This window comes from Cyanobacterium sp. HL-69 (assembly GCA_002813895.1).
In the GTDB taxonomy this organism is placed as follows: Bacteria; Cyanobacteriota; Cyanobacteriia; order Cyanobacteriales; family Cyanobacteriaceae; genus Cyanobacterium.
On sequence record CP024912.1, the window covers coordinates 2366999 to 2392293 of the forward strand.

Consider the following 25295-nt stretch of genomic DNA (forward strand, 5'->3'; position numbering starts at 1 on the left):
CTTATCCCTAATAATAGATCCAGTGTCTATGAGGATAAATGATGAGTTTCTCAATTTTCATTGGTTTTGCCTTGATCCTGTCCGCTTATCTGCTCGGTTCTATTCCTACGGGTTATCTCGCTGGTCGTATCCTCAAGGGAATTGACATTCGAGAACATGGTTCAGGTTCTACGGGTGCTACCAATGTGTTACGAACTGTGGGTAAAGGAGCCGCTGTGGGGGTTTTATTGGTGGATATGTTGAAAGGAATGATGGCGATCGCCCTTATTAAAGTAACCTACAATTATGTAGGCAGTGATGTACTACCCCTAGGGTGGAAAGAATGGTTAGTAATGATAGGTGCCCTATTGGCAGTATTGGGTCATAGTAAATCTATCTGGCTCAACTTTTCAGGGGGGAAATCCGCAGCCATAAGTCTTGGGGTATTGCTCGTAATGAATCCCTTTGTCGGTTTAGGAACATTGGCAACCTTCCTCATAGTATTATATCTTTCTCGTATCGTTTCCCTTAGCTCCCTCAGCGGTGCGATCGCCGTAAGCGTATTTATGGCAATATTCAACCCCTCCTTACCCTACCTAACCTTCGCCTTCCTCGCAGGAGCATATGTCATCATCCGCCACCGTAGCAACATTCAACGGTTGATGTCAGGAAAAGAACCCCGTATCGGTCAAGCAGTATCTTCGTAAATTTTATATCGTAATTTCACTTTAGGGCTACTAAAAGCCTCTCACTTTTAGGCAGAGGTAGTTTACATAGGGTGTAATGAAAAAGTATGCGCATTTAGCAGACTATTTTTTATTGCACCATTAAAATATTTTGTATCCATAGAAATAACCTTTTAATATTTTTAATATAAATACATATTTCCCCCTTAATTTTATGTGCAAAAATTCGTTTATCATATAGAAAAGCTGTATAGGTGCAAGTCCATGAGTGAAACTCAAGAATTCCGTCATATATTAGTCATAGAAGATCGCAAAGGAAGAAGAATTATATCCTTAGAAGACAACAACTACACCCTCGGAAGAGACTCCAATAACCCCATCGTCATCTATGACTATCAAGTGTCTCGCACCCATGCAACTTTAGAAAAAAAAGAAGACGCCCAAGGAAGCACCTATCGCATAGTGGACGGAGACTTGCAGGGCAAAAGAAGCACCAACGGGATTTTAGTAAATGGACACGCCACCCTTTCTCATGAATTAAAACATGGGGATTCAATTCGTTTTGCCAACGAAGCCAAAGCTAACTATTACATCATCGCCACAGAGTCAGGTATTGACCTTTTTAATCCCGACGACTTAGGAAATCTAAACTCCAGAAGCACCCTCACCAGCCCCACTACCCAAACAATGATTTCCAAGCAGGAAGAAGCAGAAAATCCTCAAGACCAAGAAGAATTAATACGTCTTGCATCCTTCCCTGAATTGTCTCCCCATCCTATTATCGAGGTGGACTGGGAGGGTAATATTACTTATCTTAACCCCGCTGCCAGTATCAAATTTGAAAATCTTTATGAAGAAAAACTAAGTCATCCTATCCTTGCAGATTTATTAATAGAATCAAATAATCGTCAGGGAAATCTTTTCCTACGGGAAGTAAAAATAGGGGCAGAAGTATTTGAGCAATATGTTCACTACCTTTCCGAAAAAAAACTCATTAGAAGTTATATTTTCGACTTTACTAAAAGAAAACAAGCCGAAGCCCAACTAAAAGAAAGTGAGGCTCGTTATAGGGCTATATTACGCCAAACTTCTGAGGGTATCATTCTTGCCTATGCCCACAATAAAAAAATTATTGAAGTAAATGGAGCCTATGCCAAGATGATAGGCTATGGCACGGAAGAAATGAAAGAGATGACTCTTTATAATCTCATTGCTAGTGACTTACAGTTATTTAACCAAGATTTGGCCAGAATCGCCGAAAGAAAACAAGATACCCTTGCTCAGTATATCCATCGCTGTAAAGATGGAACTTTACTTAATTTAGAATCTAATATTAGTGTTATTAGTTATCAAAATAAAGACATTTTTTCTATTGTGGTGAAAAATGTTCCTGAAGCTACCCATACTGCTAACAAGTCTAGTTATTATCATTTTTATGATAGTTTGACCAATTTAGCTAATAAAACTTTATTAGAAAAACAACTAGATTTTGCCCTTTTATCAGCTAAACGTTACCAACATTTTCTTGGTCTAATTGTATTAGAAATAAAAGGATTAGATGGATTTAAAAAAATCAGAGGAGAAGAGGAAACTAATAAATTTTTACAAAATTTTGCTCAAACTTTTGAGTCCTGTTTACGTAGCTTTGATTTGGCCGCCAGATGGGATGATAATAGATTTATTGCTTTATTTTCCCGTATTAGGGGACCTAGAGATCCTGCTAAAATTGCGAAAAGGATGGCTACGGTTTTTGAGCAGTATATTCAACAGCAAAAGGGCAATACTGACTTAGATTTAAATATTGGTATGGTGGTGTATCCCCTCGATGGGGATAATACTGAGCATTTAATCCAAAGTGCTTTGGTATCTTTAGAACAATCTAGTCATGATGAGTCTGGAGTTGTTAGTTGGAGTGGATTTAAGATTAGCCCCAAAACAGCTAGTTTACTTAGGTTGGAAAATTTGATTGGTAGCGCTATCCAAGAAAAACAGTTTTATCTGTGTTATCAACCTCAATTAAGTCTTCCCACTAATAGTTTAACGGGCATGGAGACGTTACTTCGTTGGAATCATCCTGAGTTGGGCAAAATTACCCCTAAACATTTTTTGAGATTGGCGGAGGAAACTGATTTTATGTTGCCTTTGGGGGTGTGGATTTTACAGACGGCAGTGGCTCAGATGAAACAATGGACAAGTCAGGGTTTCTCTACATTTCCTGTGACAGTTAATATTTCTAGTCGTCAGTTTAATCAAGATAGTTTTGTGGATTTAGTGGCTACTATTCTTCAGGAAACAGGTTTACCCCCTCAACAGTTGGAGTTAGAAATTACTGAAAATTCTTTATTACAAAATCCTAGTTTTGCGGCTCAAAGTTTACAGCAATTGTTAGAGTTAAAAGTACGTTTATGTCTTGATAATTTTGGGGTGGGGGGTTCGTCTTTAGGTCATTTGCAACAATTTCCTTTTAATACTGTAAAAATTAGCCCAACGGTCATTAGTAAGTTAGAATCTAATCAGGCTTTTAATTCATTTATAAGGGCGATCGTTTCCTTTAGTGAAGGTTACAATTTGAAAGTTATTGCTGTGGGGGTAGAAAAACCTGCACAACTAGAATTGTTAAAAAGTCTAAACTGTTTGCAAATTCAAGGTAATTTATTTAGTAGTCCTTTACCCACTCAGGATGCTACTGCATTCTTGGAAAAGGGGAGTTTTTATATTCCTTCTTGAGTATTTGAAGATGTGTTTACACTTCATTAATAAAATACTAGCCGTTAAGGTTATTCTTCAGTTATGAGAGTAGCTTTATAATTTTGATAACTATAAAATAATAGTCTTTTATGATTAAATAAAAATACTTTTTATTAACTATGAATAGCGATTACACGGCCACAGTCTTTAATAGTCAATTGCGAAATTTACTCCATGTTTTGGTGCTGAAGGATAAAACTTCTCGTCATACCATTCTTTTAGAAGATCAAAGATATACTTTAGGCAGAGATCCCCGTAATAATATTCCTATCAAATCAAAAAAAGTATCTCGTATTCATGGGACTATACTTCGTAGGGAAGATGCTCAACACAAAACTTTTTCCTATTGGCTGTTAGATGGTGATTTGATGGGTAATCGTAGTACCAATGGGATATTTATTAATGATAAAAGATGTTTGGTTCAAGAATTAAAACATGGTGATGTTATTACATTGGGCATGGAAGTGGAAGGAGAATATCATATTCTTTCTGATGTCAACCAATTAGAAAGTTTGAGAGAGGAAGATTTTGATTCTCATCAAGGTGGGGGGGTTGCCAATACTAAAAGGTCAGATGAAAATAAAATTCATAATTCCATAGATTATGATCGGGAGAATACTCCGACAATCATTAGTAGCTCTGATACCTTGTTTATATCGGAACCCACCGTAGAGTCTTTTGAGGAGAATAGCAGTAATGCTAGTTCTGCGGATGCCTCTGAGGTTCAGTCTGATGAGTTAAGTCGCTTAGCTTCCTTTCCAGAATGGAGTCCTAATCCTATTATAGAGATTGATTGGTCTGGAAGGGTAACTTATTTAAATCCTTCAGCGACAACTAAGTTCCCTACTCTGAGGTTAAATGAAACTAATTCGAGTCATCCTGTTTTAGAGGGTTTAGTTCAGGGTATCAAGAAGAATAGTGCTAGTTCTAATTTATTTGTTCGGGAAATAACCATTAAGAATCAGGTTTTTGAACAATATATTCATTACCTATCGGAACAGAAGTTAGTTAGATGTTATATTTTTGATTTTACGGGGAGAAGAATTACTGCAACTCAGGTTAATGAGAGTGAGCAAAGATATAAAGCTGTTTTAAATCAGATTCAAGAGGGAATTTTTCTGGTGGATGCTGGAAGTAAAAAAGTTTTGGAAGCTAACAGTGCGTTGGCTAATCTCTTGGGTTATGGTTTGGATGATTTGCATTGTTTGAGTTTGAATGATGTATTATTTTTGAGTCCTGGAGAAGTGGAACAGAAAATAGATTTTTGGTTAAATAATCCTAATTCTGGCTCTGAAACTTTAAGTTATCGTCGTAAAAATGGTTTTTTATTGGAGTTGGAGTCTAGTCATTCTACTATTAGTTATGGGGATCAGAAAATTGTTTCTTTTACGGTACATCCTGTTAGTCAAAGTTTAGGGACTGAGACGATAATTCAGGAACAGGGTTTGTTTGATTTGGAAACAAATTTACCTAATAGTCAGTTATTTTTGGAACAGTTAAACACTGCGATCGCCAATAGTTATCGTTTAGAACAACTGTTATGTGTAATTTTCGTAGAGCTAGAATTACCGAAAAACTTAAAAGAAAAAATAAATAATAAAATTCAATTAACCTTATTAGAAGGCTTTTCCAAAAGATTAAGATCCTCTTTGCGCGGCGGTGATACCGTTGCTAGGTGGCAAGGAAACCAATTTGTGTGTTTATTACCTCAAGTCAGAAGTATTCGAGACATTGGCAAAGTATGTCACCGAATTTTAGAAACCTTAAAACCACCTTTTTTCTTAGAACATCAAAAAATCCATATCAAAACCAGTATGGGCATAGCGGTTTATGATGAGGAAAATAATACGACAGAAACAATTTTGGCAAATGCCCAAAAAGCCTTAAAAAAAAGCCAAGAATTGGGCAGTAATAACTATAAATTTATCCAATCCAACATTCAAGCAGAAATAGAAAGACTTTTAAAGCTAGAAAAACTTTTAAACTCTGCCCTCGAAAAAAAGGAATTATCCCTCCACTACCAGCCCCGCATCAGAGTAGAAAATAAACAAATAACAGGGGTAGAAGCCTTTTTGCGGTGGAATCACCCCGAATTGGGGTGTATGTACCCCGGGCAATTTTTACCCTTAGCCGAAGAGACAGGATTAATTATGGACATAGGAGAATGGGTATTGGAAACCGCCTGTTTTCAACATAAAATCTGGTTACAAAATAATGTGATTAAACAACCCATTAGCATTAACATTTCTGGTTATCAATTCCAACAACCTAACTTTACAAATGTCATTGCCAATATCTTAGAACAAACAGACTTACCTCCACATTTTTTAGAACTAGAAATCACCGAAGAAACCATTGCCCAAGAGCTAGATTTGGCAGAAAAAACGATCTCAGAATTAAAGCAAATGGGAGTAAAAATATGCTTAGATGATTTTGGTAAAGGAATGTCTGCTTTAGGCTATCTAAAGAAATTTCAAATTGATACCATCAAAATTGATAAAGATATTGTCCAAAACCTAGAGAATAATTCTCAAGACTTGGCCATTGTATCAGCTATAATTGGGGTAGGAAAAAACTTTAATATAGCTGTAGTGGCTGAAGGAATAGAATCCAAAGAACAACTAGCTCTTTTATTAGAATTAGGATGTGAGGAGATACAGGGTAATTTGTTGACAGAACCATTAAAAATGGGTGATACAACCAATTTTCTTGCCAATCCAACCCAGAGTCTCACTTTATCATAAATTATTCATCATTTATCTATCATATTCCCCACTAAATGAGTAATCATAAGACCAAATTAAATCACATTCTGGTGGTAGAAGAACTCAATAATCAGAGATTCTTTACCCTTGAATCCGAGGTCTATTCTATTGGGAGACATTCAAGTAGTGATATAAAACTAAACTCGGCCCCAGTATCTCGACATCACGGTACCATTATCAGAGATCACTTGGGGGATAATGAATATGCTTACACCCTCATTGATGGCGATTTTAAAGGCCATAGAAGTCAAAATGGTATCTTAGTCAATGGCAAAAAAATTATTCGTCGTCGTCTTCAAGATGGAGATCAAATTTTATTTGGTGGAGAGGATATTAAAGGGATATATTATTTGGAGTCTGAGGCGCAAGTTAATCGCAATGTAGAAAAAAATGATAATTGGCGCATTGAAAAAAATCGCACTAATTCGGCGAGGGAGGAGTTACAAAATACTCTGATTCTGTCGGAACAAAATTTATCGGGTAATTTACAAAGTGAGGAGATTAAAAGGTTAGCTTCTTTTCCTGAGTTATCTCCCCATCCCATTATAGAAATAGACTTTCAGGGTAAGATTACTTATATGAATCCTTCTGCTAAGTTATGTTTTCCTGACTTATCAGATGATGATGAGGATAATGGGAAGCATCCTTTAATGATGAATATTAATATTCCTCAAGATAAAACCCATAGTCAATTAGAACAAAGGGAAGTTAGTTCTAACGATCGCCACTTTGAACAATATATTCATTATCTCTCAAAATACAACGTTATTAGAAGTTATATTTTTGATATTACCGAGCGCAAAATATCAGAAGCGAAGTTACAATATCAAGCCTTCCATGATTCTTTGACGGGCATTGGCAATCGAGATTATTTCCATTGGCAACTAAATAATCGTCTCAGGGAAATGAAGGAAAAGGGAGATGATTTTGCAATTTTATTTATTGATATAGATAGATTTAAAAATATAAATGATACTCTCAATCATTCCACGGGGGATAAATTATTAGAAAGTTTTTCTTTTCGGATTCTCTCTTGTCTTTCAACAGACTGTATTTTTTCTCGATGGGGAGGAGATGAGTTTATTTTGGGGTTACCCCTAGGAAGTCAAGAAAAAAATCACACTGGTTTGATTAACGATACCATTAAGGTGATTATGGATAGTCTCAAAAATCCCTTTTTGATTGAGAACTACACCATTTATGTTACCTGTAGTATTGGGATTGCTCTTTATCCTCAAGATGGAGATAATCAAGAGCAACTGATCAAAAATGCCGATATTGCCCTTTCTCGGGCAAAACAAATGGGTAAAAATAATTCCCAATTTTACACTACTCGCCTGAGTGAAGAGCAAATGCTCATGTTTGAGTTGGAAACCAGTCTTTATGATGCGATCGCCCATAACCAACTATACTTAAACTATCAACCAAAATTAAACCTCGCCACCAACAAAATTGATAGTGCAGAAGCCCTTGTAAGATGGAAACATCCCACCCTTGGCATTATCTCCCCTGGCAAATTTATTCCCCTAGCAGAAGAAACAGGGCTAATTATTCCCATCGGGGAATGGGTATTAAAAACCGCTTGTCTTCAGGCTAAAAAATGGATTGAATTAGGTTATGGACTAGACACCATCGCCGTAAATATTTCCGTGAAGCAATTTCGGCAAGAAAACTTTGTCGAAGTCGTCAAAGATGTCTTGGAAGATGTCAACCTCGAAGCAAAATATTTAGAATTAGAAGTAACCGAAAGTATTTTAATGCAAGATAGGGGCAAAACCGCTTTAATTATTAACGAATTGTCCGAGCTGGGTGTAAAATTTTCCCTAGATGACTTTGGTACTGGTTATTCATCTTTAAGTTATCTGAAAAAATTTCCTTTTCATACCATTAAAATTGACCAATCTTTCATTCGAGATTTGACAGTTAATCAACAAGATAGAGCCTTAATTGATGCAGTAATTACCCTCGGAAAAGGCTATAAAATGCAAGTAGTAGCCGAGGGAGTAGAAACAGAAGTACAACTCAATATTTTAAGAGAATTTAACTGCGATATTATTCAAGGAAGATGGCTTAGTATGCCTATTTCAGCCCCTGAATTTGAAAAATTCTTACAAAACTTTATCCATGCCATGACAAAATAAGTTTTCAAATATTCTATAAATATTCTTATTAAAAAAAACTTAGTTTTCGTCCTTCAAAGATAATAATTGTTCATTAATAGTAGCAAGATATACCTGAGCCGAATTTTCCTCCAAAATGCCTTTTCTGAGAGCATCAGTTATGGCACCTTGCTCAGCTAAATAAAGCCTTCGTTTCAAACTATTGATATATTTATCCTCCGTAATGCTTTTGCCCCGCTGGTTGTAAATATCCCTTAACTCCCTCTCCCCTTGGGCAATCTTAGCTTGATAACTAGCGAAAATTTCTTCATAAAGAGAGCGAGAAAGACTGCCAGATTCTAATAAATTGTTTAACTCCTTTTGGGCGGCTTTAGAAGCAATGAGGGTTAACTGTAGATTTTCGATGGTTTTTTTGAGGGGAGAAGGTTTAGAAAGTTCTAACTTATTTACTAACCAAGGTAAGCTCAAACCTTGCCCCACTAGGGAGATTAATACAGTACTAAAAACAATGGCAATTACTTGGGTTCTTTCTGGTAAAGTAAAAGGTAAACTGATGGCAAGAGCCATGGATAACGAGCCTTTGACGTTGCCTAAAATTAAAACGTGTTGCCATTTTAGGGGAATAGGACGATCTAATCTTTTTAATAAAGATAGGAGAGGATAGATAGATAATACCCTGCCCATTTGATAACCGATGATAGCCAAAATGGCTAGGGGTAAGGTAGAGATGAGGGTTCGGGGTTCGATTACAATACCCACCAAAAGGAAAATAAAAGTATTTACCCCAAATCCAGCATATTCCCAAAAGTTGAGCAGAGTTACTTTGGTGGTGGCCGATATTTTCTTGAATCCTGAATTGCCGATAACCAATCCTGCAATCACCACTGCGATCGCACTTGATACCTCTAACAGTTGACCAATTTGAAAAGTAACTAAAGAAACTGCTACCGTCAATAATATACCACTAAGGGCATCATCCAACTGTTGAAATAAACCCACACATAAATAACCCAAACCCCAACCCAATAAACCCCCACCGAGGAAGGCAATTAAAACTTGAGTAATACCATCTGCAAAAGAAAAAGAACCCTGTAAATGTATTCCAGCGATAATATTTAGTAATACAAGGGCAACCCCATCATTAAACAAACTTTCTCCCTCTACGATGGTAGCCAGTCGAGAAGGCACTGACACCGTGCGGAAAGCGACAATTACCGACACAGTATCGGTAATGGTAAGAATAACCGCCATGGCGGCTACCGTAATCCAAGGTAAACCCATGGCTATTTGATAAAAAATAGCGGTGATGGTAGCAGCAATTAACACCCCCGGCACCGCCAAGACGGCAATGGGTTTGATAGTGCTTTTGAGACGACTAATATCAGTATTGATGGCGGCCTCAAAAATGAGAATGGGTAAAAATAGATTGAGAATAACGTCAGGATTTAGACTAACAAAGTCAGGTAATGTCCCCTGAGTGACGATTAAACCAGCTAAAACTAATCCTACCACATAGGGGATTTTTAATTTTCTGCTCACTAAGGCAACAACAGTGGCAATGAGCAGTAAGATAATCAGGGCATCTACTAATCCTGTGATGTCGGCATTCTGAACGGGTAAGGATTCAATGTCAAATTCGGTAATAGTTTCGGCAATTATAAGGGATTTGAACATTGTAATGAGGATGGGGTGGTGGCAAGATGAAAAGATAAGGGCTAAATTTACAAAAAGTTTATTATGCTTGTTTCTCTTTTCTTAACTGATGTCTAATTGTCCTTTGTCCAATGTTAATTGTCAATTATCTAACAAACCGAGGGGGGGATTAATTTCGATTTTTTTATTACTTAAGTCCACAATGGGGACAATTTCTGTAACAAAGGGAATTAAAACGGTTAATTCTTTGGGTTTTTTCTCTTTTACTTTTTTGCGGCGAGAAACACGGCTAATGGTTTCAGGATTAGTGGGGGCTTTAGTTTCTGGGGTTGGTTGTTTGTGGAGTCTGACTTCTAAAATTTCGTGGGCGGCACTAAATACATCGATGACAACCCCTATATTTTCCCCATCTTGTTGGTTATACACTTCCATACCGATTAAGTCGGCAACGTGATATTCGTTTTCCTTTAATTTAGGCCGATCGCCCTTATGTACCGAAAGTATAGCACCTTTTAAATTTTCCGCCTGAGTGCGATCGTTAATATCCTCCAGTTTTACCACATAAATATTTTTACCTGGAACTTTTCTTGATTTAATTAACTCAACAGCTTGGGGAGATGAGTGACTATTTATAATTAACCATCTTTGCCCAGGATTTTCAAACCTTTCAGGAAAATCCGTAGTAATGTTTACCCTAACCTCTCCTTTCAATCCAGAAACACCAACAATAGTGCCAATTTCAATTAAATCATCAATATCCAAGCTCAACTACTCCATCACAAACTATTTTTTTACCTTCACAATTTTAACCGATTAGGGAAGATCAAACATTCTCCACTCCCCCAACCGCAGGAAAAAACACTAGAATGAATAAGCCCAAGACCATCTTAATGTTGAAATTTCCCATCAATTACTTATTGTTCTTCCCTATCCATAAAATAAAGTTTTATTGCAAAAGGTAAAGAATAAATTGCCAAAATCGGCAACTTCAGTAATGATCAATAGTGTTTAAAAGCATTTATACTAATCCGTTCTCAAATTTTATAAACAAAAAATGAATATTGTAGTAGTTGGTCTTTCCCACAAGACAGCCGCCGTAGAAATAAGAGAAAAATTGAGTATTCCGGAAGCAAAAATAGAAGAATCCATACAACAACTGCTTAGTTACCCTCACATCGAGGAAGTAGCCATTATCAGTACCTGTAACCGTATGGAAATTTATGCAACGGTATTAGAAACAGAGCAAGGGGTAAAAGAAATTACTCAATTCCTCGCCGAAACAGGGCATATATCTTTACCTGAATTACGCCGTCACCTCTTTATTTTGTTACACCAAGACGCTATTCGTCACCTAATGCGAGTATCCGCAGGATTAGAAAGTCTTGTACTAGGTGAAGGACAAATTCTCGCCCAAGTCAAAACTACCCACAAACTTGCCAATAAATACAAAGGCATAAGCCGACTACTAGATAGACTATTTAAACAAGCCATCAGTGCAGGAAAAAGAGTACGCACCGAAACCAACATCGGTACGGGGGCTGTATCCATTAGTTCGGCTGCGGTAGAATTAGTCGATACCAAAGTTGACAATTTAGCAGACTTTAAAATTACCATCATCGGTGCAGGTAAAATGTCTCGTCTTTTAGTGCAACATCTCGCCTCAAAAGGTGTCAACGCTATCAATATTGTTAATCGCTCTGCTAATCGCGCCAAAGAATTAGCCCAAAAGTTCCCTCAAGTGGAGTTAGCCATTTATCACCTTGATGAAATGATGGCAGTGGTAGAGACTTCTGATTTAGTATTTACCAGCACAGGGGCAACAGAGCCTATTTTAACCAAAGAGAATTTATCCCCTCTCAATATAAATAATTCTCTGATGTTGGTAGATATTTCCGTGCCTCTTAATGTCGCTGGTGATGTGGAAGAATTAGACTTTGTTAAATCCTATAACGTGGATGACTTAAAAGCCGTTGTAGCCCAAAATCATGCCTCTCGTAGAGAAATGGCAAGGGAAGCAGAAGCCTTATTAGAAGAAGAAATTGAATCTTTTGAACTATGGTGGCAATCCTTAGAAACCGTACCTACCATAAGTTGTTTACGCACCAAAATTGAAGGTATCAGGGAACAGGAATTAGAAAAAGCCCTCTCTCGTTTGGGTAGTGAGTTTGGAGAAAAACACCAAGAAGTTATCGAAGCCCTTACCAGAGGTATTGTTAATAAAATTCTCCATGACCCTATGGTACAACTAAGAGCTCAACAGGATATTGAGGCCCGAAGGAAGGCTTTAAACACTTTACAAACCCTGTTTAACCTCGAAATTTCTGAACAATTCGGCTAATTAACTACGTTAAAATTCCCTTTTTCTCCCCTTAAAGGGGGAGATGCCGTCAGGCAGGGGAGTTGTATGATTGGTATGTGATGAAAACTTAGTCTTGGGGATGAAAAAACAATGTTTTCCATCAAAGCATAATTACTATTAATAGATCTATACTTTCGTAGCTCTGTTTGCACCCATATTCTCACCTTCTCGCAGACGCTTACCACGCCAGAATAATCTGAGGGGAGTTCCTTTGAAGCCCAATTGTTGACGGAATTGTTTTTCCATATAACGACGATAACCTTCATCCAAACGTTTAGGATCATTGACGAATAAAGCTATACTAGGAGGCTTAACCGTTACCTGAGTACCATAATAGATTCTACCCTGCTTACCTTGTCGGCTAGTGGGAGGAGAGTGCCATTTAACTGCTTCTTCAATGACTTCATTAATAACAGAGGTACTAACCCTTTTACGATGTCCTTCGGCGGCTTTATCTACCAAATCGAGGATATTTTCTACTCTTTTCCCTGTCATGGCAGAGACAAAAATTCTTTCCGCCCAATCCATAAAGAAAAGGCGATCGTCTAACATTTTCTGGTATTCATAGATGGTATGGGAATCTTTTTCCACCGCATCCCATTTATTCGCCACGATAATAGCGGCTCTTCCTTCCTCAATGATTCTTCCTGCTAGTTTTAAATCTTGCTCGGTTACACCATCTAATATGTCAATGACAAAAAGAACCACATCCGCCCTTTTAATGGCTTTGAAAGCTCGGTTAATGCCAAAAAATTCTGCTCCATAATCAACGTTTTTCTTACGTCTGACTCCTGCAGTATCGATGAGACGATAGGTTGTTTCGCCCCGACGTACTATCATATCGATCGCATCTCGGGTGGTACCAGATACAGGGCTAACAATGGCTCTACTCTCTCCAGTGAGAGCATTTAGCAAACTGGACTTACCCACATTAGGACGACCAATAATAGCCACCTTAATTTCTTCTTCCTGATCAATTTCATCCACAGGGGGAATATGTTTGATCAACTGGTCTAACATTTCTCCTGTACCATTACCATGGATTGCAGAGATAGGATAAGGCTCCCCTAATCCCAAATTCCAGAACTCCGCCGCTTGGGCTAGTCCCTGATTTTCCGATTCACATTTATTAACAACCAAGACAATAGGAACATTTTGGGTTCTTAACCATGAAGCGATTTCCTCATCCCCTGCCGTCAAACCAAACTTACCATCAACAACAAAAATAGCGGCTATAGCTTCACTCAGGGCTGCTTGGGCTTGTTCTCGGATGTAGGGTAAAAACTCCGTATCATCATCAAATACTAATCCTCCCGTATCTACAATCTGAAATTCTCTATCTTGCCAAAATCCGGGGCGATAGGTACGATCTCTAGTAATACCCGGCTCATCAAAGACGATCGCATCTTGTTCCCCCGATAAACGATTAACAAGGGCAGACTTACCCACATTAGGGCGCCCGATTACGGCAACAATAGGAAGCATAGCAGATTTAACGGTAAAAATAACCAACTTCTTATTATAACCTTTTATAAAACTTTTTATGTTAAGAAATGCAAAAATCGTTCATCCCTCGACGAACTCCCGTCGGTGACTATAATGGAAAAAGCCATAATATAAAAAATTTATTAAGGGGGATTTTCTTAATGGTTACAACTCCCATAAAAACCACAAAACGCTTAACAACTCAGGTGGAAAACATCGCCACTGACACCACTACCATACGCTCTCTTGATTGGGATCGAGATCGTTTTGATATAGAATTTGGTTTACAAAATGGAACCACCTATAACTCCTATGTGGTAAAAGGAGAAAAAAACGCTTTAGTAGATACCTCCCACGCCAAATTTAAAGATCTTTATTTTGATGAACTAAAAAAAGTAATTGATCCTCAAACTATCGATTATTTAATTATCTCCCATACTGAGCCAGACCACAGTGGTTTGGTCAAAGATTTATTAGACATCGCACCTGATATTACCGTGGTCGCTTCCAAGGTTGCCATCCAATTCCTAGAAGGTTTTGTTCATAAAGACTTTAAACGACAAATTGTTAAAAACGGTGACCAATTAGACATCGGCAACGGACATATTTTCGAGTTTATCAACGCTCCTAACCTTCATTGGCCCGATACTATTTTTAGCTATGACCATGGCACCAATATTCTTTTTACCTGTGATGCTTTTGGTTTGCACTATTGCAGTGCGGATATGTATGACCAAGATTTAGATGCCATTTCTCCAGACTATCGTTTTTATTATGAATGTTTGATGGGACCTAATGCAAGGTCTGTTCTTTCTGCCATGAAAAGAATGTCTGCCCTTGGGGACATCAAAATGGTCGCCAATGGACATGGCCCTATATTAAAACATAATACTCAAGAATTACTAGATCGTTATCAGCGTTGGAGTAGCGAACAAAGCAAGGGAGAAAAAACTGTCGCTGTATTCTATATCTCTGATTACGGTTATAGCGATCGCCTTTCCCAGTCCATTGCTAAGGGTATCACCAAAACAGGGGTTACCGTAGAAATGATTGACATCAACGGCACCGACATCCACGAAATACCCGAAATCGTGAGCCGTAGTGCGGGAATCGTTCTTGGAATGCCCCCCCTCAGTGACCATGGCGACATCGCCAATAAAGTGGGGGCTATCCTTGCCACCATCAACAGTAAGCAGATTTTTGGTTTGTATGAGTCCTATGGCGGAGATGACGAACCCATTGACACCTTCTCTTCCAAGTTGTCGGACTTGGGTTTAAATCAAATTTTTGCTCCCATCCGCATCAAAGAAACTCCCCACGAAATTACTTACCAAACCTGTGAAGAGTCAGGGGTGGATTTAGGGCAAGTTTTGACCAAAAAGACCAAAATTAGTAAAAGGAAAGCCTTAGACGTTGATTTAGACAAGGCTATGGGACGTTTGAGCGGAGGGTTATATATCATTACTGCTCAAAAAGGAGAAGAAACCAAAGGAGCGATGTTGGCATCTTGGGTGAGTCAAGCCAGTTTTGAACCCCCCGGATTTACCGTTGCTGTGGCAAAAGACAGGGCGATCGAATCTTTGTTACAGGTAGAGGACACCTTTGTTTTAAATATCCTTGAAGAAGGAAAATATCAAAACTTAATGAAACATTTTCTCAAAAGATTTCCCCCTGGAGCAGATCGTTTTGAAGGGGTGAAAACCACCGTCGCCACCAACAAATCTCCTATTTTAGTAGATGCGCTCGCTTATCTTGAGTGTGAAGTGGTTAGTCGTATGGATTGTGGAGATCATTGGATTGTCTATAGTAAAGTGACCACAGGCAGGGTTTCTAAATCTGACGCTTTGACAGCGGTACACCATCGCAAAGTAGGAAACTACTATTAAATAATTATCTCAAAAGCAAGGGTAAACTATATTTAAAAGCAAGGGATTTAAACCCCTTGTTATACCTTATCAATTTGACCAATTATTCAGCAATATCAGCGGATGTATTAGATTTACTTTTAATAAAAAATAATCTCAATAACATCGCTATAGTACAATAAAGAAAATAGTAATTTAAACTACATTTAGAATAAAAAATGACTCAGACATTAACTGCAGAAAATCTTTTTCGTTCAGCTTATGAAAACCGCTACACTTGGGACAGTGATTTCCCTGGATATACCTGTGATATTACTTTAAAATCCAAAGAAGGTACTTTCACCGCCCAAGCAAAGATTGGGGCTGATCTCAAATTTGAAATCTCTGGCATCGAAAATGAGACGGTCAAAAAAACAATGGAACAACAATTATGGGAGATTACCATTCACCGTGTTAACCATAGTTTTGAAAAAAGCCATGGCGATAATACTTTCACCTTTGGAGAAAAAGATGAAAATGGTGCAGTGGAAATTTTAGTGGGTGGTGCATCCGAGGGCAACCGCTACAAGGTAAAAGATAACAATGTTTGTTTTGTTTATCGTCGCATGGGTAAGGGCATTGTTGCTATTAATACCTTTGGTTTATTAAACACCGATCACGGTTATCTTTCCACTGGTTATGATTCTGTTTATTTAGATGCAGAAACCTTACAGCCCAGAGGTGCTAAAACTATCTTTAATGATACTTTTGAAAATGTTGATGGTTATTATGTTTTAACTAATCGCACTATTACCACGGAGGAAAATGGTGAGCCTGTAACTACTGAATATCAGTTCTCTAATGTAGTTTTAGGCTAGTTTTGGTTCTGATTCTGTTTAAGTAAATGACCCCGCTTTACCTATCATAAGCGGGGTTTTTTGTTTCTACAGTAAGATGTTGAATGAGTTATCCCTTTTTTGTCACTTTCCATTTTTTCTTACTATTAATTAATTTCATAACTCCTTATAATCAAAAGATTACATATACTACAATTTACTTTTCTTAATTTTGAGTCATCTTTTATTTTAAAGTAACAAATAATCGGGCGATCGCATATAGAGAAAGACTTTTAGAGTTTAGCAATTTCAAAGATTATCGGAGACTGACAAAAGAGGGATAACTTTTGAGTATTGCTTCATCTCGTTGTTATGTAACCTTTAAAAGGTTGATTTTTTTTATTTATACGCTCAATAATCTGACTTTTTATTATTTCCGATTATCAAAAATTGTTACTAAAGAAACTAACAGCAACAACAATATTATAAACTATATCTTGGTTGTAAATAAGACAAATTAGGAATTTATGGGCGACAACAATCTTGATTTATGGAGCAAAATAAGTGCGACAACCATTCAAGCTCTCCAAGAAAAAGCATTAAAACCCATTGAGACTCAATATGAGTTTTTAAAGGAAAATAATATTAATTTTTTGATTAGAATTTTATATAATATTACGAGAAAAGAGAAGGCTAAAAAAATACAAAAAAAACAGCAAAAAAAAAGTAATTATAACCCTTTTTTACCTTACGAAGAGAAACTTTATGTTGATGATTTAGGAAAAAATCATGTTTGTATTTTAAATAAATATAACGTTGTTAATAATCATGTTTTAATTATTACCCGTGATTTTGAACCCCAAGAAAATTTATTAAATTTAGCTGATTTAGAATCTTTTTGGACGGTATTACAACAGGTGAGCGGTTTAGGTTTTTATAACGCTGGACCTTTGGCTGGTGCATCTCAACCCCATAAACATTTGCAGGTAATTCCTTTTCCCCTTGCTCCTAATTTTCAAGGTTTTCCCATAGAAAAATTAGTGTTGAATCATCGATCTAAATTACAAGATTTTCACATTGTCACCCTTGATGAATTACCCTATGTACAGGCGATCGCCTTTCATAACCTCTTGGGAAAATCTAGTTTAGAATGTGCCAAAATAACAGAAGAAATATATCATAAAATGTTAGATTATTTAACCATAGAAAATAATGGAAAAACTTCCCTAGGTAATTATAATTTATTGGTTACAAAACAGTGGATGATGATGATTCCGAGAACTAAACCAAAAGCCCAATCAATTTCTATTAATTCCCTTGGATTTGCTGGAGCTTTACTAGTCAAAAATCAAGAACAATTAGAGATTATTAAAGAGTATAAACCTTTGCACATCCTCAAGCAAGTAGGTATTGAGAAATAGACTATATCATATCTTTCATTTCCACAACTTGAGTGGTGAACAGGGTAAAATGATTGAGGTTATTTTTAATTAAATTTTTATGTCTTCACAGTGGGAACGTTTATTAAAAAATAGGGGGGTTTGGTTAGGTTCTTTTACTCAGTTTTCCCCTCGGGGTGAGTTTATCAAAGATACCCCCACGGAAATAAAATTGGAAGGGTTAAATGAAGATAAAACCATTCGCCTGACGGTGACAAGGTTGGGCCAAGATACACCGCCCCACGTCAATGAGTTTACTTATCTTAACCGTAGTATTTTCTTATTTGAGGAAGGACATTTTGCCAAAGGTAATATGCAGTTTAGTCCTTTTTCTAACTTTGGGGCGGAATTTGGCTTTTTTAAAGGCGACCGCCGCCTACGCATGGTACAGTTATTTGATAAAGAGAGTAACTTTGAACAAGCTACCCTCATTAGGGAATTTCGAGAAAATACCCCCAAAAAAGAAAACCCTGCCCTCTCAATAGAGCAACTGTTAGGAGTATGGCAAGGGGAAGCTGTAACCCTTTATCCAGATTGGCGAGAGCCTGAAAGGTATTCTACTCGCCGAATATTAGAAGAAACAAGCAACCAAATAAAACAAACCCTAAAAACTCCTTACCTAGCGTTTACCTCCACCGCCTCTGTGGAAAATAATGCTCTCACTTTTTCTGAAACGGGACAAGACATCAGAAGTTTACTATTACCTGATGGGGCATCCCTCACTTTACCCCTGAAAATTGCTCATCGTCAACCTTTCTTCCTTGAATGTGGCTGGTTAGTAGAACCCAATCAGAGGTTAAGGATTATCCGCCGTTATGACGAAACGGGGGCATGGCAGAATGTTACGTTGGTAACTGAATTTAAACAATAACAAACACCAAAAAACCACCCCTAGTTAAATAGTGGTGGCTTATCAGTCACAAAAAATTAGTCTGGCTAGATTAATTTTGGTCTTTGTTTTCTGTATTGTTAGACTGCTCATTAGAACCACTGGAACTGTTATAATCCCTTCTTTTAAACTTAGAATTAAAACGGGTCGTTTTTTTTCTAAACTGACGAGCGTAAGCCTTGTTACGTTCTGCTTTTTCCTTTTTAGGATTGCTTTTAGCCATTCTTTCCTCTTGAATAATATTTTTTTCTTTGATTTCCCATATAATTTAGTTGAGAAATCAAACATCGGATTATAGGGTTTTAAACTATAAAATAAAGTTTAGAAGCGATCGCCATTTCTACGACCACCACCGCCTCTGAAAGAATCTTTGTTGTTTTCACGAGGTCTAGCTTTATTAACCTTTAGCTCTCGACTCATCCACTCAGCACCGTCTAGGGCTTCGATAGCCGCATCCTCTTGGGTTTCGTTTTCCATTTCTACGAATGCAAAACCACGCATACGACCGGTTTCTCTATCAGTGGGAATATGAACCCTTGTTACTGTACCATATTCTGCAAAGACCTCATTGAGATCATCTTTGCTTACACTATAGGAAAGATTTCCTACATATATCGACATCGATTGACGAACTCCTTAAATTGTTTAAATTGTAGAGAGCAAAGATGTTATTAATGAAGCCTATCAATAAATACGAAACTATGTAACTGTAAATACTGAGTAAAATCTTATCACTAAATCTTGATTCCCTATGGTTTAGTATAACACCAAAAACAAAATTAACCATCCCCAATTTTCTTAAGATGGCAAGAATCGATCTAGGGCAGCTTTGAGGGCTTCTATCTCCATATCAATGGTACCATCTTCCGCTGCACGGGTAATACATTCGCTCAAATGTTCATCTAAAATGATTCTGGCTACCCTATCAAGGGCGCCCCTAATGGCAGCAATTTGAATAAGGATTTCAGGGCAGTCTCGATGTTCATTAATCATAGTCTTTATCCCCCTGACGTGACCTTCGATGCGTGATAGACGATTAATGACTTTGCGTCGAGATTCTTCGCTGTGAATATGTCCATGACTAGAATTTTCGACCTGATGATTATGATGATGTTCTATGCCATGATTTACTATGCCCATTCTCTTATTTTTTGTCCTAGTTATTCTAAATATTTCCTGATTGCAATTATAGTTAATTTCATCATGGACTTACTGAAATGGTTTAGCGGTATAGGGATTGAAACATTGCATTTTCTTTTGAGAGCATTAACTATATGTTATAATTCATAGTATAATCGTAACAATTTTTAATAGTATTTTAAGGAGAAATAATTTAATGGCTGGTTTATTTGGTTGGTTGAAAAGAGGAAACAACAATAACAACACTTCTCAGGGAGCTTATTTTTTAGATCCCGATGATGCGAAAACCTATGGTGATATTGAATATATGCGTAAGACTAAAACTGTACGCAGAACATTTCCTAAAACTTTAGGTAGTGAAAAAGGTGCGGAATTAATTCAAGAAGTTTCTTCTGAAAAAATGGTTAAGAAAACCGCTTTTCAAAACTCTAATAATTTTAATAATACTCAAGGTAGTTTCAATTCTGTAGAGCAAACTTCCACCGAAAGCTCTAATACTGAGTCATCTTTTGCACCCAGTGAGCCTCAAAAACGTCGCCCTACGGATACTAACATGGATATGTTCCGTAATATGGCTAAAGGCATCAGAAAATAAATAGTTAACAGGTGTTGGATAATGGGTAATTCTTAATTACCCACGGCAATGCTTTAAATTTTATTTTCGTGGGCGTTACTGCCCACTTTTTTATGTTCTAGTGAGTCTAATCTGGGCTAGGGTAAATATTACAGGAATAATACGAGTGTAGTTAGTGGCGATCGCCCTCCAGCCCAAATCGGCAAAAAAGTAACCCCACAAAGCAGGCCCTAAAAAGGCAAATGTGCCCCTCACTATGGTATAACGGGCTGTATTAACTATCATTCCCCGTTTTGCTACTTGTAAAGCTAACTGAGATTGAAAACCAGAAGCAAGGGCAACACCCCCTTTTATTAAACCAGTTTTTGCTACCTGATAAGTGGTAAAATGGAGCGCAAATTGTTGAGCAATTTTTTTGAGTAACCAAGACTTTAAAATTGAGCTTACCGCCACAACCCCACTACCCTTGAGGATAATTTTTAGAGGATCATGTTGTAACCTTAAAGGTAAAGGCTCAGGAGTGGTAGAATTTGCCAAAGATTTAATCACCTGATTACGGATAGAATTCTGCTCATCAGTAGGTAACTTTGCCCACGCCTTTTGTAGTAAATGCAAAAAAATCTCCGCTTCAATGTCAACGGTTGCCATAGATAAATCGTAGGGAATTTTGAGGTAACGGCAAACTTGAACTAATATTTCTCGGTAAGATACTTGATGGGTGCGACGTTTTAAAACTGTCATGCCATCTGCCGCTAAAAAACGAAATCTTTGCTCAATGGTATCTAACCAGCTTGGTAAATCCTGACTTTGTACATCGATGGGGGCAGGGGTTTGTAAATAGTCGATGGGATTGAGACGACGACAAAATAAAATATTAGTTAGTTGTTGTAATTCTTCTTCGGTAGCAACTTCTAAAGCGCTTCTAAATTCATCCACCATAGTAATTAATAATTGATAGTTGATAAGTAAGTAGGCATAATTAAATCGATTTAGGCAAGGGGTTTAAACCCCTTGTTTATAAGAGTCTTAATAAAATAAGAGCTATAATTAATTTCGCCAACCTACTTAATGGATAATAGTGATTTTTACGTGTTTTTTGATGTTGGTAAGATATTCAAACCTTTTATAATTATAGTTTCTGATTCATTCAGCACACCTTAATACTGACTTTGAATTTTTTATGTTACCCATCCAAGAAGCCTTTGATATTATTATCGACTATGTTAAACCATTAGAAGAAATTGAAACAGTTAATTTAAGTCAAACCTATAATCGCATATTAGGCAAAGCAATAAATTCCCCTCATGATTTTCCCTATTGGGATAACTCTGCCATGGATGGTTATGGGGTGCGCTGGGAAGATTTAGAAAAAATTAGGGATGGTAAGGATGTTTATTTAGAAATAATTGAAGAAATTCCTGCGGGTTATATTCCCCAGAAAAAGGTTAAATCTAATCAGTGCGCTCGTATTTTCACAGGGGCGATGATGCCAGAAGGGGCCGATACGGTGGTAATGCAGGAGAAAAGCCAAAGAGATGGTAAGTTTGTAAAAATTCTTGAGCCTTGCGCCAAGGGTAATTTTGTCAGGAAAAAAGGCTCTTTTTATGGGGCAAATGACTGTTTGTTACCTGCGGGAGTGAAGATAAATCCCCCTGAAATGGCTATTTTAGCCACGGCCCAATGTACGGAAGTAAGTGTGGTGCGATCGCCATTAGTTGCTATACTATCCACAGGGGATGAATTGATTTATCCCCATGAAACCTTGAGTAAAGGTAAAATCATCGATTCTAACCAATACCTACTCCATAGTTTTGTTAGCCAGAATGGGGCTATTTCCGTTCCTATGGGCATTGTACCCGATGAAAAAGAAAAATTAGAAGGGGCGATCGCCTCTGCCCTCGAAAAAGCCGATTTTGTTTTATCCACAGGGGGAGTTTCTGTGGGGGAATACGACTATGTCAAGGAAATATTAGTTAAATTAGGGGGCAAAATATTGATGGAAAAAGTAGCCATCAAACCAGGTAAACCTCTTACCGTAGCTATTTTTCCCGACAATAAACTATACTTTGGTATCCCAGGTAATCCTGTTTCTACCATGGTGATATGTTGGCGTTTTTTGCGAAGTGCCATCTCCAAATTATCAGGGGAAACAAACTATTATTTACCCAAAATTGTCGAGGGTATCTGTCAAGAAAATTTGAAGGCAGAGGAAACAAGAGAGTGTTATCTATGGGGTAGGGCGAATATCGTTGATGGTAAATATAATTTTACCCTTTCTCGGGGGCTTCACAATTCAGGAAATTTAGTAAACTTACAACAAACTAACGGTTTAGCTATCCTTCCTGTGGGAGTTTCCCATGTTAATCAAGGAGAGAAAATTAAGATAATGTTAGTGTAAGAGGCAAAAGATAATAATTATTTATTGTCAATTATCCATTACCCTCTACTGCCATTCCTCACTCAAAGTGCGAAAATCGAAATCCGATGCCCTAGAATGACATTCCAGACAACTGGTATGACTAACGGGAGAAGGTAAATCTACCCCTGGATGAAGGGCAAAAAAGTAACGGGATTGGGCGATGAATTTTGGTTCAGTTTCGTTAACGGAAATGGGGCGAGAATAGGTGCTTAAATATTGCCACATTAATACTTGATTAAAACGGATAACTCCTTGTAGTCTTGTGCCGTAGTGGTTAAGGGGATTTTCGAGGATGGTTTTCCATGTGTCTGTAGGTAATACCGCTGGGGGAATGGCGAGATGGCAACTTGAGCAATTTTCGAGGTAGATTTCTTTTCCTACTTTATAGTTATCTGCCACTTTATCCACGGATTTGGGTGCCATGGGGTTTGCCATTGCTTTGGTGGTAATACTGCCCATGATTGTACTCCAGCTAATGGCTACAATGGAGATTAAGATTAGTAAATATCTTTTTTTATCTTTTTTTTGTTTCATGGGGCGATCGCACTTTACTTTAGTAAAATAATAAACGTTTACTTATCATATCATCAGTTTTATCAGTGTGTAATGAATGGTTTGTCTTTTTTTATGGTTAAATATTTATTAATTATGTCATTCAGATTACCCTAATTATTAAAATAATTAACTATTTCTTGGGCAATCATTTCAGTGCCATTTTTTCTTAATTTTTCTTTAGTCAAAGGAAGATTTAATTCTTGTTTTAAAAAATTCCAATCAGACTCAAAAAATTGTTCATTAGTTAATATTTGGTGATAACTATATTTTTTTAAACCTTCCATTAATAAAGGAGTCTCTGCAAATCCTTGTCGATCTAAAACTATCAAAGGAAGATTCAATCTCATTGCCTCTGCAAAGGTACTATAACCCGGTTTAGTCATAATTTTTCCACATAAAGGCATAAAATCTACAGGGCGAAGGTAACTATTTGTAACCTTTAACAAATTGGGTAAATCAGGGGCATTTTTATTAAAAGAAATAAATTGCCAATCAGGAAAAAGAGCTAAATTATGATAAGGAATAGACTGTAAACCAAGCCCCCCAAAACTTAATAAAATTGTTTTTTCTTTAGGGTTTTTCAGGTTAAATTTATTTCTTAATTCTTCTTCTGGATAACGAGGATTTCCTCCTGTTAAACCCATATCTTCCTTATGGTTAAAACTGCTCATTTCTTCGTGCATAGGTAGGCGAAAAAGGCGATCGCACTTACCATAACAAGACTTCAACCATGATACCATAGACTTAAAATCATCTCCCCAAGGACGATAAATAAAATCCCAACCAAAATTACTCATCATCCAACAAGGAATCTCTGCTTTTTGAGCAACTTCCGTCACCATAGCAGGAATATCAGCAAAGATTAAAGAAACCCCATTAACCCTGATAAACTCCACCTCCCCCGCCACAATTTGCCCCTGACGTTGACGAAAATCATTCATCTTCTCAAGGGTAGCCCCCAAATCCATCTGGATACTATCCCGTTGAATTACCCCAATATCAAATGCCCTAGGACGATATATAAAATCACCATCAATATAAGATTCCAACAACCAACGGGGCGCCGTCGTCACCATTACCAATAAAATCTCAGGATTTATTTTTTGTACCGCACTAGCTACCGAAGCCATACGCACACAATGACCAAAACCATGATTAGTAATGGCACAATATAATACAGGCCGTGACATAAATAAAAATTAAATAATCAACACCAAATTGTAACTCACAAAACAACTATTTCTTGGTTTTTACTCCCAATTTTCTAAACACCTTATCAATAAAAGTCGGGGGAGGATTATAGGGTTTAGGTTTCCCTACGAATTTTGGCATCTTTTCAGGTTCATGTAAATAACGATAGTGTAAGAAAATATCACGGTAAGGAAAATCAAGATTTTCCCCTGCACATGCCCTAGTAAAAAGACTGGAAGAAACTCCGATATAATGCAAATAAGTTAATCTAACTCCTTTGTCGTATAGCAGGTTATCTTTATAGAACCCATTTGGTATCTCAGGAAGCAGTGAGTCTTTTTAAAAGTAATCGAATAAAACATAAGTTAACTTTTTGGGTGGAGTTGAATAAGGTTCTTTCAAAGTTTTTGACCAAATTTTTACATCTTTCCATCCAAGCATTAGATCTTTCAATGATCCATCTTGCTTTGACTACCACAAATCCTTTTTTTCCTTCTGATTTTTTTTGTTCAGAAGAGATTTTGCCTGATTTTTCCCTCAGTACAGGACAAAAAAATAAAAAGAGGGGTTGCAATATTAGAAGGTAGGAGGTTTGATAGAAATTAACAAAAAA

20 protein-coding genes and 1 pseudogene are annotated in these 25295 nt (G+C 37.2%); 11 read left to right on the forward strand and 10 right to left on the reverse strand.

What is annotated here, in order from left to right; genetic code table 11:
• The first annotated feature begins 41 nt into the window (after positions 1-41).
• The 4 genes from plsY (at position 42) to AA637_RS10875 (ending at position 8319) form a co-directional block, all read left to right on the forward strand.
• Complete coding sequence (gene plsY, locus AA637_RS10860; RefSeq protein WP_446684576.1) at positions 42-686, forward strand: glycerol-3-phosphate 1-O-acyltransferase PlsY; 645 nt, start codon at positions 42-44, stop codon at positions 684-686.
• A gap of 243 nt (positions 687-929) precedes the next feature.
• On the forward strand, positions 930-3392 hold the full coding sequence (locus AA637_RS10865; protein WP_446682768.1) for an EAL domain-containing protein: 2463 nt from the start codon (positions 930-932) through the stop codon (positions 3390-3392).
• Positions 3393-3532: 140 nt separating this feature from the next.
• Entirely contained in the window at positions 3533-6157 is a 2625-nt protein-coding gene (locus tag AA637_RS10870) for an EAL domain-containing protein (protein ID WP_446682769.1), read from the forward strand.
• Positions 6158-6192: 35 nt separating this feature from the next.
• Positions 6193-8319 carry an EAL domain-containing protein gene (locus AA637_RS10875; RefSeq protein WP_446682770.1) on the forward strand — a complete coding sequence of 709 codons (2127 nt, stop codon included), beginning with the start codon at positions 6193-6195 and terminating at the stop codon, positions 8317-8319.
• Positions 8320-8358: 39 nt separating this feature from the next.
• Here AA637_RS10875 and AA637_RS10880 read toward each other — a convergent pair whose 3' ends face one another.
• Both AA637_RS10880 and rimM read right to left on the reverse strand, forming a co-directional pair.
• Positions 8359-9972 carry a cation:proton antiporter gene (locus AA637_RS10880; protein WP_446682771.1) on the reverse strand — a complete coding sequence of 538 codons (1614 nt, stop codon included), beginning with the start codon at positions 9970-9972 and terminating at the stop codon, positions 8359-8361.
• Positions 9973-10092: 120 nt separating this feature from the next.
• On the reverse strand, positions 10093-10713 hold the full coding sequence (gene rimM / locus AA637_RS10885) for a ribosome maturation factor RimM (protein ID WP_446682772.1): 621 nt from the start codon (positions 10711-10713) through the stop codon (positions 10093-10095).
• 292 nt (positions 10714-11005) lie between these two features.
• Between rimM and AA637_RS10890 the strand changes: the two genes are divergently transcribed.
• On the forward strand, positions 11006-12289 hold the full coding sequence (locus AA637_RS10890) for a glutamyl-tRNA reductase (protein WP_446682773.1): 1284 nt from the start codon (positions 11006-11008) through the stop codon (positions 12287-12289).
• Positions 12290-12436: 147 nt separating this feature from the next.
• On the opposite strand, the gene der is transcribed toward AA637_RS10890, so the two are convergent.
• Positions 12437-13795, reverse strand: a complete 1359-nt coding sequence (gene der, locus AA637_RS10895) for a ribosome biogenesis GTPase Der (protein WP_446682774.1) — start codon at positions 13793-13795, stop codon at positions 12437-12439.
• A gap of 161 nt (positions 13796-13956) precedes the next feature.
• Between der and AA637_RS10900 the strand changes: the two genes are divergently transcribed.
• From AA637_RS10900 to AA637_RS10915, 4 genes are all read left to right on the forward strand, one after another.
• Positions 13957-15681, forward strand: coding sequence for a diflavin flavoprotein (locus AA637_RS10900; RefSeq protein WP_446682775.1), 1725 nt, complete (start codon positions 13957-13959; stop codon positions 15679-15681).
• Positions 15682-15878: 197 nt separating this feature from the next.
• Positions 15879-16517: a DUF3386 domain-containing protein gene (locus AA637_RS10905; RefSeq protein WP_446682776.1), complete on the forward strand. Its 639-nt coding sequence runs from the start codon at positions 15879-15881 to the stop codon at positions 16515-16517.
• Between the two features lie 485 nt (positions 16518-17002).
• Positions 17003-17896, forward strand: coding sequence for an ATP adenylyltransferase family protein (locus tag AA637_RS10910; RefSeq protein ID WP_446682777.1), 894 nt, complete (start codon positions 17003-17005; stop codon positions 17894-17896).
• Between the two features lie 79 nt (positions 17897-17975).
• Entirely contained in the window at positions 17976-18785 is an 810-nt protein-coding gene (locus tag AA637_RS10915) for a DUF3598 family protein (protein WP_446682778.1), read from the forward strand.
• A 70-nt stretch (positions 18786-18855) separates the two neighbouring features.
• Here the strand turns inward: AA637_RS10915 and AA637_RS10920 are convergent, their stop codons facing one another.
• From AA637_RS10920 to AA637_RS10930, 3 genes are all read right to left on the reverse strand, one after another.
• The gene (locus AA637_RS10920; RefSeq protein WP_201150100.1) at positions 18856-19026 is read right to left on the reverse strand and encodes a hypothetical protein; all 171 of its coding nucleotides are present in this window, start codon (positions 19024-19026) and stop codon (positions 18856-18858) included.
• A 98-nt stretch (positions 19027-19124) separates the two neighbouring features.
• Positions 19125-19424, reverse strand: coding sequence for an RNA recognition motif domain-containing protein (locus AA637_RS10925; protein WP_446682779.1), 300 nt, complete (start codon positions 19422-19424; stop codon positions 19125-19127).
• A gap of 177 nt (positions 19425-19601) precedes the next feature.
• On the reverse strand, positions 19602-19943 hold the full coding sequence (locus tag AA637_RS10930; protein ID WP_446682780.1) for a metal-sensing transcriptional repressor: 342 nt from the start codon (positions 19941-19943) through the stop codon (positions 19602-19604).
• Positions 19944-20139: 196 nt separating this feature from the next.
• Between AA637_RS10930 and AA637_RS10935 the strand changes: the two genes are divergently transcribed.
• Positions 20140-20538, forward strand: a complete 399-nt coding sequence (locus AA637_RS10935; protein ID WP_446682781.1) for a hypothetical protein — start codon at positions 20140-20142, stop codon at positions 20536-20538.
• A gap of 90 nt (positions 20539-20628) precedes the next feature.
• On the opposite strand, the gene AA637_RS10940 is transcribed toward AA637_RS10935, so the two are convergent.
• Positions 20629-21453 (reverse strand): YaaW family protein, encoded by an 825-nt coding sequence (locus AA637_RS10940; protein WP_446684577.1) that lies wholly within the window; start codon positions 21451-21453, stop codon positions 20629-20631.
• Positions 21454-21697: 244 nt separating this feature from the next.
• Here AA637_RS10940 and AA637_RS10945 point away from each other — a divergent pair, with 244 nt between their 5' ends.
• Positions 21698-22915, forward strand: coding sequence for a molybdopterin molybdotransferase MoeA (locus AA637_RS10945; RefSeq protein WP_446682782.1), 1218 nt, complete (start codon positions 21698-21700; stop codon positions 22913-22915).
• 45 nt (positions 22916-22960) lie between these two features.
• Here the strand turns inward: AA637_RS10945 and AA637_RS10950 are convergent, their stop codons facing one another.
• From AA637_RS10950 to AA637_RS10960, 3 genes and pseudogenes are all read right to left on the reverse strand, one after another.
• On the reverse strand, positions 22961-23470 hold the full coding sequence (locus tag AA637_RS10950) for a dihem cytochrome c family protein (RefSeq protein WP_446682783.1): 510 nt from the start codon (positions 23468-23470) through the stop codon (positions 22961-22963).
• 131 nt (positions 23471-23601) lie between these two features.
• Positions 23602-24681, reverse strand: coding sequence for a glycosyl transferase (locus AA637_RS10955; RefSeq protein ID WP_446682784.1), 1080 nt, complete (start codon positions 24679-24681; stop codon positions 23602-23604).
• A gap of 46 nt (positions 24682-24727) precedes the next feature.
• Positions 24728-24979 (reverse strand): annotated as a pseudogene (locus tag AA637_RS10960) (Npun_R2821/Npun_R2822 family protein); the annotation flags it as partial.
• Positions 24980-25295: the final 316 nt, after the last annotated feature.